The sequence below is a fragment of the Hymenobacter koreensis genome (genome assembly GCF_039541855.1).
Classification (GTDB): domain Bacteria; phylum Bacteroidota; class Bacteroidia; order Cytophagales; family Hymenobacteraceae; genus Solirubrum; species Solirubrum koreensis.
In genome coordinates, this window is sequence record NZ_BAABHA010000002.1 from 1,294,502 (window position 1) to 1,308,965 (window position 14,464).

Annotated in this window: 10 protein-coding genes and 1 tRNA gene; 7 read left to right on the forward strand and 4 right to left on the reverse strand. The window is 57.6% G+C overall.

What is annotated here, in order from left to right:
- Positions 1 to 46 precede the first annotated feature (46 nt).
- The 3 genes from ABD903_RS08375 (at position 47) to ABD903_RS08385 (ending at position 2,739) form a co-directional block, all read left to right on the forward strand.
- Positions 47 to 742, forward strand: a complete 696-nt coding sequence (locus ABD903_RS08375) for a hypothetical protein (protein WP_345223057.1) — start codon at positions 47 to 49, stop codon at positions 740 to 742.
- A gap of 92 nt (positions 743 to 834) precedes the next feature.
- Positions 835 to 1,578, forward strand: coding sequence for a carboxypeptidase-like regulatory domain-containing protein (locus tag ABD903_RS08380; protein ID WP_345223058.1), 744 nt, complete (start codon positions 835 to 837; stop codon positions 1,576 to 1,578).
- Positions 1,579 to 1,620: 42 nt separating this feature from the next.
- Positions 1,621 to 2,739, forward strand: coding sequence for a lipocalin family protein (locus ABD903_RS08385; protein ID WP_345223060.1), 1,119 nt, complete (start codon positions 1,621 to 1,623; stop codon positions 2,737 to 2,739).
- A 28-nt stretch (positions 2,740 to 2,767) separates the two neighbouring features.
- Here the strand turns inward: ABD903_RS08385 and ABD903_RS08390 are convergent, their stop codons facing one another.
- Entirely contained in the window at positions 2,768 to 3,973 is a 1,206-nt protein-coding gene (locus tag ABD903_RS08390; protein ID WP_345223062.1) for an ATP-binding protein, read from the reverse strand.
- Between the two features lie 344 nt (positions 3,974 to 4,317).
- Between ABD903_RS08390 and hemA the strand changes: the two genes are divergently transcribed.
- On the forward strand, positions 4,318 to 5,592 hold the full coding sequence (gene hemA / locus ABD903_RS08395; protein WP_345223064.1) for a glutamyl-tRNA reductase: 1,275 nt from the start codon (positions 4,318 to 4,320) through the stop codon (positions 5,590 to 5,592).
- A gap of 152 nt (positions 5,593 to 5,744) precedes the next feature.
- Here hemA and ABD903_RS08400 read toward each other — a convergent pair whose 3' ends face one another.
- Positions 5,745 to 6,053 (reverse strand): ArsR/SmtB family transcription factor, encoded by a 309-nt coding sequence (locus ABD903_RS08400; protein WP_345223066.1) that lies wholly within the window; start codon positions 6,051 to 6,053, stop codon positions 5,745 to 5,747.
- 257 nt (positions 6,054 to 6,310) lie between these two features.
- Between ABD903_RS08400 and ABD903_RS08405 the strand changes: the two genes are divergently transcribed.
- Together ABD903_RS08405 and ABD903_RS08410 are read left to right on the forward strand one after the other, a co-directional pair.
- A complete protein-coding gene (locus ABD903_RS08405; protein WP_345223067.1) occupies positions 6,311 to 7,537 on the forward strand; it encodes a Glu/Leu/Phe/Val dehydrogenase dimerization domain-containing protein in 1,227 nt (408 codons plus the stop codon).
- 47 nt (positions 7,538 to 7,584) lie between these two features.
- Positions 7,585 to 8,742: a mechanosensitive ion channel family protein gene (locus ABD903_RS08410; RefSeq protein ID WP_345223069.1), complete on the forward strand. Its 1,158-nt coding sequence runs from the start codon at positions 7,585 to 7,587 to the stop codon at positions 8,740 to 8,742.
- 77 nt (positions 8,743 to 8,819) lie between these two features.
- Here the strand turns inward: ABD903_RS08410 and ABD903_RS08415 are convergent, their stop codons facing one another.
- Together ABD903_RS08415 and ABD903_RS08420 are read right to left on the reverse strand one after the other, a co-directional pair.
- Positions 8,820 to 9,692, reverse strand: a complete 873-nt coding sequence (locus ABD903_RS08415; protein WP_345223071.1) for a TerB family tellurite resistance protein — start codon at positions 9,690 to 9,692, stop codon at positions 8,820 to 8,822.
- 91 nt (positions 9,693 to 9,783) lie between these two features.
- Entirely contained in the window at positions 9,784 to 11,517 is a 1,734-nt protein-coding gene (locus ABD903_RS08420; RefSeq protein WP_345223073.1) for an AsmA family protein, read from the reverse strand.
- A 978-nt stretch (positions 11,518 to 12,495) separates the two neighbouring features.
- On the opposite strand from ABD903_RS08420, the gene ABD903_RS08425 reads away from it, so the two are divergent.
- Positions 12,496 to 12,573 (forward strand) — tRNA-Val (locus tag ABD903_RS08425).
- Positions 12,574 to 14,464 lie beyond the last annotated feature (1,891 nt).

The window sequence follows — 14,464 nt, forward strand, 5'->3', positions numbered from 1 at the left end:
CGGCGGGACTGCCCGTTAGAATACCCCTGGCCTCTATCTTTCTCCCATGAACCGTGTTGAGCTTCCCGTACCCTGCCCGCAGTCGTGGCAGCAATTGACGCCCGCCAGCACCGGCCGCTATTGCAGTAGCTGTCAGAAAACGGTGGTTGACTTCACCGATAAAACCGACGCGGAAATTCTGGCACTCCTCCGAATACCCCGCGAAAAGGCGTTGTGCGGCCGTTTCCGAGCAACCCAAATTGGCCGGCCGTTGCAGCCGGCTCCGGCCTGGGCCGCGTGGCTGGCCGCCCTCGCCGTGGTACTCAGCAGCTGCGACGCCACGCCCTCACTCCCAGCTGAACCAACGGCTTTGCAGGCAAGAAGCGGCTTATCAGCGGTAGAAGGCCGCGTCCTTGACCGCGACACGGGCCAGCCGCTGGCTGGGGCCTGCGTGACCAGTATGCGCGACAGTACCCGGCAAGCCTTCAGCAACGCCAGCGGGTATTTTACCTTAATGCTGCCCGATGAATTACTAGGCAGCCAACTATTTGTAAGTGGCGTGCAGAGCCCCACGCGTCAGTACATGGGTCATATGGCCGCTGCAACGCCGCACATTCAGGTAAGCCTCCAGGCATTGCCAGCGGAGCCAATGGCTTTGGGTGAGGTCAGGCTGTCGTCGTACCCCGGCTACCAGCCCGGCGACACAATCCCGCCTCCGCCGCCTCCTAAGCTCTCCACGGTAGATTTCACGGCGCCAGAGTAAACGGCAGGGCTTCTGCAGAAAGTTTACGGGCGCGTGTGGAATAGCCGGCGGTGGTGCATCTACTCTCTGAACCACCTCCAAACCCCGCCGCCATGCTACGCGCCACTGTTGCCCTCACCGTTCCTCAGCCCTGCCACGAAAACTGGGACCACATGACTCCCGCCACCGGCGGCCGCCACTGCGCTTCCTGCCAGAAAGTGGTCATCGACTTTACCCTAAAAACCGACGCCGAGATTCTGGCCTTCCTTAAGCAACGGCCCAGCAGCAACTGCGGACGCTTTGGTGCCGATCAGCTGCAACGGCCATTGCTACCGGCTACCTCTCCGACTACGCCATGGCGCACGTGGCTGGCCGCTGTGGCCACGTTGTGGAGCTTGCGGGAGCTTTCCGCCAATGAAAGTGCGGCTCAAGTGGCACCAGTTGAACAATCACGGGCTCAAGCCCGGCCTGCTGACGTGGACATTCCTACCCAAGGCAATCCGGCTGGTCTAATCATCCGCGGTATCGTGCTTGACTCGGCCACCCGGGAAGTAATACCGGGTGCTACTGTGCTTATCGAACACACAACGGTAGGCGTATCGTCAAGCGCTGATGGCTCTTTCGCTTTGGAGGTGCCCACCGATGTACTAAAAGGCGGAAAGTCGCCGGCAATCATCATTAGTAGCGTTGGGTACCTCTCGTCCCGGTTAGATGCCGCTTCACTGCAAGGCCAGCCTATTTTGATGCAAGCTGATGTTAAAGGTTTTGGAGAGGTCGTAATGGTAGGCGGCTTCCATTACAGCTGGTACTCGCCACGCGGCATGTGGTGGAAAGTGCGTGGTCTTTTTACGCGCTAACCTGCGGAAACCTTTCCCCGCTCCCACCGCTTATTCTTCTCGATGAATAAGCTGCTTCCGGTCATTACCCTGCTGCTGACGTTGTTTAGCGCCAGCTGCTCCCTTAAGCCCACCACCAAGAACGACGTACAAGCCACTCAGGCCCAGCTCCCGCAGGAGGAAGCGCCGCACCTGCGCAACTCGCTGGAGTGGTGGTACTTTACCGGCCACTTGCGCGACTCCGTTTCCGGTCAGCTCTACGGGTTGGAGTATGTGTTCTTTCACTTCAACCCCACCGGCAAAAAGGACCACCTGATGGTGAACGTGGCCCTCACCGATCCGCGGCAAAAGCGTTTCCGCTACGATTACGAGTGGCGTGGCCTGCCCAACGAGCTACCCGCCACCCTGCCTATTGATCTGAGCCTGCGCAAGAAAGACCAAACCTGGACCCTGCGTGGCCAGGAAGGGCGTTACCAGCTGCAAGCCGAAATGGCCAGCCACCCCGGCTACGGCCTGAATCTGCGCACCGAACCCGCCAAGCCCATTTTACTGCACGGTGGCACCGGCTACGAAAATTACGGCAACATTGCCACGGCGGGCTATTACAGCTACCCGCGCCTGCGCACCCGCGGCACCCTGCTCATCGACGGCAAGCCCCGCGCCGTGAGCGGCGAGCTGTGGTACGACCGGCAGTGGAACTGCGGTTCCGTAACGCGCAAGGATATCGGCTGGGACTGGTTCAGCATTCAGCTCGACGAGCCCCGCGAAGAAATAATGCTGTACACCGTGCACGATAAAAACTCCGGCCAGCACCTGGGCGGCGGTTCGCACTACGGCGCCCAAAACCAGAACAACCACCTCAACGAAACTGATTTTCAGCTGGAAACCCTGGAATACTGGACCAGCCCCCGCTCCAAGCTGCGCTACCCCAGCAAGTGGCGCGTGCGCATACCCAGCCAAGGCTACGATTTGCTGATTGAGCCCGTAATGCCCGATCAGGAGCTAACCCTGAAGCTGATTGCCGGCATCAAAATGCACTACTGGGAAGGCATGTGCCGCGTCACCGGCACGCACAATGGCAAACCCGTTAGCGGCAACAGCTACGTGGAAATAACCAACCGCAAGGAGCCGCGCCTACCGGCCGCAGCCGCTTCGGAGGCAGCCAAGGCGTCAGCTAAATAACCTCGTCAGCTAAATAACCTGTTGTGCCCTACGCGTTGAGCAGCACCCGGAACGTAGTTCCCTTCCCCACTTCCGACCAACGCACGTATAGTCGGCCGGAGTGGTAGTTGTCGATGATGCGTTTGGCCAACGCCAAACCCAAGCCCCAGCCGCGCTTTTTGGTGGTGTAGCCCGGCTGGAATACGGTTTCCAGCTTGCTTTTAGGAATGCCCTTACCGGTATCGGTAATGTCGAGGGCTATTTGCTTGTTCTGGCGGCCGCCGTGCCGAATGATGAGCGTAATGCTGCCGCGGCCATCCATGGCGTCCACGGCGTTTTTGCAGATGTTCTCAATTACCCACTCCAGCAGCGGCACGTTCAGCTTGGCCGTGGTGCCGCGTGGTAGCAGGCTTTCCACCTTAAACACCACTTTGCGCGATACCCGCACTTTCAGGTAGTCGATGGCCCGCTCGGCTACTTCGTAAACGTCCTCGTCTTTAAGGATGGGAATGGAGCCGATGTTGGAGAAGCGCTCCGTAATAATTTCAAGCCGCCGTATATCCTTACCTAGCTCTTCCACAATGGGCTCGTCGCGGAAGCGTTCCGAGTCGCGCAGGTACTCCTGCCACGCCATGAGGCTGCTGAGTGGCGTGCCCAGCTGGTGGGCGGTTTCCTTAGCCAAGCCCACCCACACGCGGTTCTGCTCGGCGCGGCGCGAGTAGCTGAAGGCGAAATACGCGATGATGCCCAACGACGCAATAACGGCCAGCTGCACCAGCGGGTAGGTTCGTAGCTGGCTCAGAATCAGCGAGTCTTTGTAATAAACATAGTTGCGCGCCCCGGCTCCCAACTCTATTACGATGGGCGGATGCAGCTCCTTCATTTGCTCAATTTCGCGCTGCAATAGCTCGGTGCGCTGCTGTTCGGTTAGGCCCTTGGGCAAGTCCAGGTTACGAGCGTCGGCAATGTTGCCCTCGGCATCAGTGAGGATAACCGGAACCGTTTTGTTGGCCTGAATAATTTCCGTGGACACGAACTGCACGTTCGTGTCATCCGATTCAGTGTTGATGGTGAAGCGCAGCGCCTTGGCGTACAGGTCAATTTGCTGCTGCTCCCGCTCCGACAGCCGGCTCACCAGCAAATTGGTGTACACCACCGTAACGGCGCCGATAACCAGCGCCAACACTACGATGAGCAGCTTAATGCGGGATTTTTGGTCGTAAATGGGCAGCACGGCAAAAAAGAATAACGGCACGGGCAACCAGCGGTTTGCCCTCAGCGTGTACAGGCACGAAGGTACGCAGCGGCTTAGCCCACGGATGCTTTTTGGCGCAGTCGAGCTTGGCTACGCTCTGTACCACATCATTAAGTGATTGACAGCCCGCAGGTTGCTGCGCACCTTTGTACAAACGCTTAAGTGGCGTCTATTACTGCTCTTGGAAATGATTTTTGTCAGGCTCTGCGGCGCAATACGGCCTCTCAGCCTTAAAAACGAACTTCTCTACGCCGCTCGAACCACCTTATCGGTATGGGTGTTTTCACTGTACCGATTTGCAGCGTAATTTTGCATTCCACTTCTACGACGTCGTAGCTCCCGCTATGAACCACCCATTCAAGGCTGTTGGCCTGTCCTTCAAAACCGCTCCGCTCGCCATCCGCGAGCTGATTTCGTTGGACGAAGCTGCCTGCCGACGTTTTCTGGACACGTTGCGCAACGAGCTAGGTCTTTCCGACCTGCTGGTGCTCAGCACCTGTAACCGCACGGAAGTGTTCTACGCTTCTGAGCGTGACCAAAGCCCGGCCATCATCGAAGCCCTCGGCGAGCTGAAAGGCGTGGTCGAAATGGCCGATTACTACGAGTACTTCAGCCTCTACAACACCTGCACCGAAGCTTCCCAGCACCTCTTCGAGGTGGCCATGGGCCTCGATGCCCAGGTAGTGGGCGACCTGCAGATCAGCAACCAGGTGAAAAAGGCTTACCAGTGGTCGGCCGATGCCGATGCTGCTGGCCCCTTCCTGCACCGCCTCTTGCACACGGTGTTCTTCACCAACAAGCGCGTGCAGCAGGAAACCTCTTTCCGCGACGGTGCTGCCTCTACCTCGTACGCCGCTCTGGAGCTGGTAGAGGAGCTAACCGCCGACGTGGCTAACCCGCGTGTGTTGGTAGTAGGCTTGGGCGAAATTGGGGCCGATGTGTGCCGCCACCTCGCCGACAGCAAGACCTTCACCGACGTTACCATTTGCAACCGCACCCGCAGCAAAGCCGAGGAATTGGCGGCAGAGTGCGGCGGCCTGAAAGTCCTCAACTTCGAGGACCTGGTGGACGGCATGCAGCAGGCCGACGTCATCATCTCGTCGGTAGCCCGCGACACGCCGTACTTCACCGCCGATATGGTGAGCCGGCTGGACGTGCTCAGCTTTAAGTTCTTCGTCGACCTTTCGGTGCCGCGCAGCATTGAGGCCGAAGTGGAGCAAGTACCAGGCGTGCTGGTGTACAACATCGACGCCATTCAGAGCCGCGCCAACGAGGCCCTGGAGCAGCGTTTGGCCGCTGTACCGCAAGTACGCGCCATTATTGCCGAGAGCATGGCCGGTTTAAACGACTGGTCGCGCGAAATGATGGTGTCGCCCATCATCCACCGCATGAAGGAAGGCCTTGAGCAAATTCGGCAGGAAGAGCTGGACCGTTACCAGAAGAAGCTCGGCCCCGACGAGGCCAAGCGCCTCGACGACATCACGAAGTCGTTGATGCAAAAGGTCCTGAAGCGCCACGTGCTGCAGCTGAAAGCTGCCTGCAAGCGCGACCAGGCCGACCAACTCCTGGAAGTACTCAACGACCTGTTCGACCTCGAACGCCAGCCCACTCAGGCATAGGCTTAGCTTGTTAACTTCGAGAAGCGCCACGGCCCTGCAGCCGTGGCGCTTCTCGTTTCAGGTTTTCTATAACGAGGAACTCAGTTTACCAGAAAGCAAAAAGCCCCGTTTGCGACGGGGCTTTTTGCTGATCAAAGCGCAAAACGGTGCAGTTACATCGAGTCGCAGCACTCCTCGAGTGAGTCAATCACGTCGAGCAGTTTGGGGATAGATAGCGAATAGTAGATCTTGGTGCCGACCTTGAACGACGACAAAATGCCGCGGTCCTTCAAGGTAATCAGATGCTGAGAAGCAATGGCCTGCGGCAGGCCGAGCGTGCGGTAAATTTCCGTCACGGTCATCTTGTCTTCCTTGCCCAGCAAATCAACGATGGCCAGACGCTTGGGGTGAGCCAAGACTTTGAGCATCGCGGCAGCCTTATCCACTTTCTTGGATTCAACGCGTGAAAGCAGTGGTTTCATTGAAGGCGTGCAACGGTGGGAGTTCTTTGTTGAGAGGTACGCGTAATACGTGCTTACTATACTCTAAAGTTCCTATAATCTTTCCACAAGCGTAAGATTTTTACCCGGCCCCAGGCGCATGTACCTGATAAAAAGGCCACTCAGGATTAAAATTGGCCCGATCATCTGTCCGGCTGTACCTTTGAACACCGTATTTTCTCCCTCCTCTTCCCCTTGGTTCGCCAGACTGTGGCGGCCTTTCTTCACCCCTTTCCCCCATGCGCGACCTGCTAGCCACCTTCGAGAACAAGCGTCCCGAAATCGTTTTTGAATGGAAAGACTCTGAAACCGAAGCCGAAGGCTGGGTAGTTATTAACTCTTTGCGCGGTGGCGCGGCCGGTGGCGGCACCCGTATGCGCAAGGGCCTCGATAAGCGCGAGGTGGAAAGCCTGGCCAAAACCATGGAGGTGAAGTTCACGGTATCGGGTCCGGCCATTGGCGGCGCGAAATCGGGCATCAACTTCGATCCGCAGGACCCGCGCAAACGCGGCGTGCTGGAACGCTGGTACCGCGCCGTAATTCCGCTGCTGAAAAGCTACTACGGCACCGGCGGCGACCTGAACGTGGACGAGATTCACGAGGTAATTGCCATTACCGAAGACTACGGCCTCTGGCACCCGCAAGAGGGCGTGGTAACCGGGCACTACCGCGCTACCGAACCTCAGAAAATTCAGAAAATCGGACAATTGCGCCAAGGTGTTATTAAGGTGGTAGAAGACGACACCTTCACGCCCGACCGCAACCGCCGTTACACCGTGGCCGATTTGATTACCGGTTACGGCGTAGCCGAGGCCGTGCGCCACTATTACGCCCTGTGGGGCGGCGAGCTGCAAGGCAAACGCGCCATTATTCAGGGCTGGGGCAACGTAGGGGCGGCAGCAGCCTATTACCTGGCCCAGCAAGGCGCCGTTATTACCGGCATCATTGACCGGGCCGGTGGCCTGCTGAAACCCGAGGGCTTTTCGTTCGAGGAAATTCGGGAGCTGTTTTTGAACCGCCAGGGCAATGCCCTCACGGCCGATAACCTGCTGCCGTTCGAGCAGATAAACGAGCAGGTGTGGGCTAGCGGTGCCGAAATCTTTGTGCCGGCCGCCGCCTCGCGCCTAGTTACGCGCCAGCAGGTAGAGCAGCTGCTAGCCGGCGGCCTGGAGGTTATTTCCAGCGGCGCAAACGTGCCCTTCGCCGACCCCGAAATCTTCTTCGGTCCCACCGGCGAATTCGCCGATGCCCACACGGCCGTTATTCCCGACTTTATTGCCAACTGCGGCATGGCCCGGGTTTTCGCTTACCTCATGGAAACCAACGCCGAAATTACCGACAAGGCCATTTTCGGCGACATTTCGCGCACTATTCTGCGGGCGCTGGAGCGCACCCACAAGCAGGGCGGCCAACCGGTACAGGTGGCACGCACGTCGTTTGAGCTGGCCTTGCGCCAGTTGGTGTAGGGTCTGCTCAGACACATGGCAACCGGCGCTTTCCTTCCGTTTTACTTATGAATACCAAAGAGCTTCTCAATCAGCAGTTTTTCGGCAACACCGTGGGGCAGTACATGCTCTGCGGCATTGTGCTGCTGGTGGGCTTTTTCCTGCGGCGGCTGCTGTCGCGCATCGTTTCGAAACTCATTTACCGGCTTACCAAAAAATACACGGCCGGCGTTAGCGAGCAGCAGCTCAGCGCATTGCTGATCAAGCCGCTGTCGGTGGTGTTGTTTCTGGTTACGCTGTTCCTGGCCTTTAACATCCTCGACTACCCAACCCAGGTTTCGGAAATTGACCACAACGAGCCTTGGCTTAAGAAAATAGCGTTTCGGTTGTACCAGATTGGCGTTATCACGTCCATGGCTTGGGTAGTTCTGCGCCTGATTGACTTTGCCGAGCTGGTTTACCGCCGCCGCGCCGAGTTTAAAACCAACGTGAACACCCGCCTCGACGCGCAGTTCATTCCCTTCGCCAAGGACTTTGTGAAGGTTCTGATCTTGATTTTTGCCTTTCTGGTAATTCTGGGGCAGGTATTTGCCGTGAACGTGACGGCCCTTATCGGCGGCTTGGGTATTGGCGGTTTGGCGGTGGCCTTTGCGGCCAAGGAAAGCCTGGAAAACCTGATTGCGTCGTTTACCATCTTCCTCGACCGGCCCTTTCAGGTGGGCGAGCTGGTAACGGTGGGTGGCATTACGGGCACGGTGGAAAAAATTGGTTTCCGCAGTACCCGCCTGCGTACCGCCGAGAAAAGCTACGTGACGGTCCCTAACCGTTCCATGATTGATAAACCGCTGGACAACTTGTCGTTGCGAACGTCCAGGCGCGTAAATTTTACCCTGAATTTCAGCCACGAAACTACTCGTGCTCAGTTGCTGGCTATTGTGGCCGAGTTGGGGGAATACCTGCGCCAGCAACCCAGCGTGGTACCCGAAGAAGTACAGATTAAGCTGGCGGCCCTTACCCAAAACGGGCGCGACCTATCGGTGCAGTTCTTCCTGCAAGTAGCCAATTACGACGAGTACCTCGACGTGAAGGAGCAGGTCAACTACCACATCCTCGAGGTTGTGGAAGCGCAGGGCGCCACGTTTGCCTCTAACACCACCGTGGTACATATGTCGCCGTGGGCCGGCATGAACCCCAATGACGCCGCGGGTAGTGGCTCTATTATTTAAGCAGCCCTCAGAAACGGCAAACGCCGGCTGAAGCCTTGAGCCTCAGCCGGCGTTTGCCGTTTGTATCGTGTTGTCGTTTAGCGTCGTCCGCCCAGCAGGCCGCCGAGCACGCTGCCCAGACCGCCGCCCATCAGGCCACCCAGGCCGCCGCCACCGGCAGTACGGGCACCCATTTGCGGCTGTCCGCCTAAGCCGCCCAGCACCGACATAATGGTGCCCAGGCCGCCGCCCATACGCGACATACCGCCCATGGAGTTTCCGCCACCGGCCATGCCGCCGAGCAAGCCGCCCAGTGGGCTACCACCACCCGTCATGCCGCCGAGCAGGCCACCGAGGCCGCCACCGCCGCCCATCATGCCGCCGCCCATGCCGCCCATTCCCATGCCCATACCGGATGAGCGGCCGCCGCCCATCACGCGCGACAGCACCATAGGCGCTAGCACCGTGAGCAAACCAGTAACGGCTGTTTCGGGTGGAATTCCCACTTGGCGCAGTTTATCGCCAATGCCCCCAAACATACCGCCGCCGCTTTGAGCCTCTTCGGGGTTCTGGGCCTGTTGATCGGCCACCTGCTCCAGGGTTTGCACCTGCTGCTGGTTAACGCCGAGGTAATCTGAAATTTTATTGATCATCTGCTCCTCGTTGTTGGCGTAGCTGCCATCGGCGCGGGCAAAACTGATGAGGTCCTTCACCAGGGAGAAACGAAGCTGACTGTTCTTAAGCTGGTTGAGGTTAGCGGCAATGCTTTCGTTGGTAGAATCCTGGGCTGCGGTAACCACTTGCTGCGTACCCTGCGGCGAGAGGCCGGCCGTTTGGGCCAGCTGCTGCAAAAACTCTACTTCGGGCGCCGAGGCCTCGCGGTCGGCTGAAGCAATGCTGGCAATTACGCTCAGGTAAGCGGTTTTCTCGGCTTCAGAATACTGCTGAAGAACTTGTTGTTCGTTGGCCATGATGTGCGGGAAGGTGTAAGGTTGCGGGAAGAATCCTTGTAGTGCCTTACGCACCGCCGCCGCAAATGTTGATTGCCGTCGAGCTGTCTGGTTAAAACTCGAAGTACTCGCCAGGCTGGGGAATAGCTGGCTTTTTCTCGGCCGGTTTTATGGGCGTTTTCAGCACGTCGCGCAGGCGGGGTGGCGGGGCAGGCGCGGGGCTGCTGGTAGCAGGCGCCTTAGTCTCGGCGCTAGGGGCGGCAGCCGGGCCATTACGCCGCGCCTGTGCCCGTTCCCGGTCGTAGCCCACCCGGAAGTTGGCCTCGTCGCCCCACACGTGCAGCAGCAGCTCAGGACCATTGGAGGTTGCTATGCCGCCATCGGTAGTTTTGAATACGGGCCTACGCAGCCCCGGCAGCAGCGGAATAGCCAAATGGTAATCCATTTGCTGATCGAACGTGTGCGTACCCGTCACGGTAATGCGCGAAGCGGCCCGCACATTCGAGCGAATATCCATACTCGGCACATACACCGTCCCGCTTTGAATGTACACGGTATTGGTAAGCTCATCGAAGCGCAGGTGGCGTAGCTGCTCCCGGCTGGCTACCATCGAGAGCTTCTGCATGGGTTCGAAGTTGTTCAACTCGCCGCGGCGTACGGTGGCGTGCACTTCGGCCTCCAGCCGCTCGGTAAGCGGCCGCAGCTGCGGGGTAAAGAACAGATCGGCATCGGCCTTTGCTGTTAACTCCCCGCGCAGGTGCCGAGCCGTGATAAAAGCTTGGCCAAAATTTTCAAACACATAGAATAGACTATCGAGCGGCACCTGCTGGCATGAGGCCACGGTATGGGCCTGTACAACCGTTGGTTGTCGGGCATCGAGCGAGCCACGAACATCAAACCGCCCTCCTGCGGCCACTAACGTTACGCCAGGTGTGCTGAGTACCTGCTGTTGCAAACGCACCTTACCCCGCGCCCCACGTGCCCGTAACCGTCGAAAACGCAACTGCGCCACCGAGGCTTCAAGATCCAGCGCCAAGTTAGCCGGCAGCTTGAATGTATAGCCGTTTGTTTCGGCCGCCCCGACCTTGCTGCCCGCCGATACTGCTCCCGCGGCCTCTGGGGTACTAAGCAGCTCGTTAAGGTTCAGTAGCCGGGAGCTAACGTCGGCTTCCACCAACAACGCTTGGTTCGGCACCAGCAGCCAGCCCAGCGCATTGCGAAACATGCCGCTCAGCAGAAAATCAGACTGCCCCAACCGACCGCTGAAATTCGTTACCGCCACATCGTTACGCCGAAGCAAAAAACTCCCATTAAGCCCCGACAAGGCTGGTGCCAGGTCGCGCAGTTTTAGGCTCACATTGCGCAGAACCATTTCGCCGGAAGCCTGCGCGGCAGCGCGGCCCGGGTTTCGGCGCAATGCACGCACGTTGCCGTTTAGCTTTATATCGAGCTTTGCCTGCCCGCTGGCCTGCCGAATTACGGGCGTGGGGTAAAAACGCAGTGCATCGGCCACATCCAAATCGGCCCGCACGTGCAGAGTTATGGTGGGGTCCAGCAGGTTGGCGTAGCGCAAGCTGCCGCTGAACGGACGCCCGCGCAGGCGGCCGCGTACATCCTTCAGTTCCAGCACGGCTTGGCGGGCCGTGGCCTGCGCTCCGTTGGTAAAAGTACCTGCCAGGTGCACATGCTCCAGCGTTTGTTTGGTATCGGGATGGTAAAAAGAGGCGTCCCGACAACCGAAACGCACTTTCACCTGCGGGTTCTGCTTGGCCGAAAGCTCGCCGCGCACCGTGCCGCTGAAATACACCTCTCCCCGGCTGCGGTAAGCAGCTAAGCGCCGGCTCATACGCGGTGGCAGCAATGCGAATAAACTTTGTATATCGGTACGGCGGCCGTCCGCTTGCACGTTTAACCGCGTGGCCCCACCCCAGCCTACCGTACCTGCCAGCGAGTACATTCCCTCGCCAATGGTTATTTCCGAAGGCCGAATAAACACTTGTCGGCTCTTCCTGTCTATCCGCAGCGCGGCAGCTACAGTAAGCTCGCGCTTACGCATGTACGTATCGGCTCCTAAACGTAGTGCTTCAACCAGCATTGGGCCCCGCACCGCAACGCCAATTGTATCCGGTGTTACCGTTAGCCCTGCCTCCAATTCGCGGGCCTGTACAACGTAATGGTGGCGCAACAACGAATCCGCGAAGCCAAGAGCCACATTGTGTAGTTGAACCTGCTCCACAGCAAATGTCATGGCCTCCTCGGTAGACGCTGAATCCACCCGAAATACCCGGTAGTTAGCTTCACCGTTACCGTTATGTCGTAACCACACCGCCCCCCCCGAGAGGGTAAGCGCCCGAATGCGGTAGCGCCCACCCAACATATCCCAGGCATTGAATGCACAATGCATGCGCTGTAGCCGCGCCAGGGCTACGGTATCGGCCGGTAGCGAACCGCCAACACGCACATTGTGCAGCGTAACGCTTACTCGCGGAAAGTCGGTCCACCACGACAACTCAATTCTCGCTACCTGTACTGGTGTGCGCAAATGCTTGTTAGCAGATGCGACGAAAAGTGAAATAATGTGGTCTTGCCCCAACCACAATGCTGAGGCGGCAGCAGCAGTAAGCATCACAAGCCCTAATAGCCCAACTCCCAACCATTTTATCGCCCGCACCTCTCTTTTTTACCGCTTGAAAGTGAACTGATTGCGAATAGACGCCGCTTTTTATCGAAAATTTTCTCCCTAAATGTCGGCAAAGTGTTGTGCTTTCCGAAAACACCCCCCATATTTGCATTCCCAAACGGCACATACGCCGCGAAGGAAATCGGGAGATTAGCTCAGCTGGTTCAGAGCATCTGCCTTACAAGCAGAGGGTCACTGGTTCGAACCCAGTATCTCCCACCACTGAAAAACAGCCACTTAGTTGCAAAACTGAGTGGCTGTTTTACTTTTAGGCCTCACCGTGGTGCATACAGCCCCTCTCCTACTTCCGCCGCATAGGATGTGAATCGGATTTCTGATTTCAGCGAGAACCGTCGTAAAGCGCCGTGTAGCGGGCTAGATCAGCCAAGTTGGTCACTCATGCTTGAAAGCCCACCCGACCCCGATAAATGCGGTGTTGGGCTAACCAGTAGATTCAGGTTCTTTGTCCGCTCTAAGTGACAAAAGCGCACGAGGCCTTTCTGAACAATTCAACCTGACTCCTGCGAGGCCCTGTTCGAGAAAATTGTCCTGCTGGTTTCAGCCGCTGCAGCTGTTCTGCCCCACCTCCGGTTCTTCCGCTTTTTTTCCTCGGCCTCTGTGAGCTTAACAAGGTCTACTGAATGACCGGGTACTGGCTGTTGCAACATCACACAGGCTAGCCCCCTTGGCTGCGTGTGGTGGCGGGGGCTTGCTTGGCCGGCGCGTGCTAGACGCTAACCGATACTATCTTCCTACACCGAGATGAAACCTTGTCGCAGGTGCTGTCGGGCGTGCCCGGGGCCGGCTTGGCTGGCTACCTTTAGTGGCTTATTTAGAGGCGGGCCACAGTGGCGTTTGTGCTCGTAGGCGTAGTCGCTTACTATCCCACCACCCTCAGCCCCCTCCGTCCCTGCTCGCGCTGCACCACAACTTCGTGGAGCATCACTAGCTAGCCAGTAACCTCCACACATTTGGTTACGTTCAGCAAACAGAAGAGAAATTGATGGCGAAGGAATGTAGCATTGCAGCAGCCTAGCGGGGATACGCCGCTAGCCAAGAGTGGAAGGGGCCTACACAGCAGCCGACCGCTGGAAGCTCAGCAATGCGTATACCAAACTAACCTTTACCACGCTTACACGTGCAAAGCCAGCAGCGTATAGGAACAACCTCACTGCAACGAAGCCCTCCACAACCTTCAGCTGGCGCACCATTATTTAGTGTGCAAGGAGAACCAACTCGCGCCACACTAAAAGCTCTGCTTACTGGGAGTAGCAATAAGCTTAAAGCTTCGCCTATCTGACTAACTTCTACCTCAAGCCTGGCCAGTTCCAGTAGATTGACACGTTGTTTAGGGGCGCCCTAACGATATACAACCGGCTGTACCCGAAGCCCAACGCAAACACCGCAGAGCTCCTCATCAATTACAGTGACGCGCTGGCTGCAGCTCGCATCTAGAACGCCTCCACCGAAGCCGACCGAAAGGCGAACAATGGTTGGCTAGTTCACCGACTCGGCCGAGGCCACAGCATCATTGGAAGGTACAGCAACCAATACCCAAACTTTCGACCTAAGAATTTATCCAGAGTAGCCGACGCAGCCCACACAAAATAGTCTTGCTCTCATAAAATTATTGGGAGCCCTTCAATGGGCTTCGGTGGACATTGCAAATACCAGCTTATTCTCATGCCTTAGGGCACGACCTGCATCTGAAGGACAAAGCCAAGTAGGTTAACTGACTGTGTGTAGCAGGCGCCTAACAATTGAATACAACTGGCAGCGGCAGCGCTTATGTCGCATAGAAAACTCCCATGGCAAGGAGCAGTGGTGAAGCGGGAAAATTCAGTAAGCAGCAGCATCAACCATTCTTATGCGAACTTGTTAACGTTGCTCGAGAGGCAATTAGCTGCTGCGCCAAGAATCATTAACCTTAACTGGGCAGTTTCAAGGAAAGATTTCAAGAGTTACGCAGGACATACATAACGAGATATTGGATGCCGAACTCGAAGTGACCCAACATTAATGCATTCAAACATTCAGTTACGGCCTGGGGCTGGTTCTAAACGACGCGCGCCCCCCGCGGCGGCTCCGGTGGGGAGCCCGCGGGGGGCGCGGC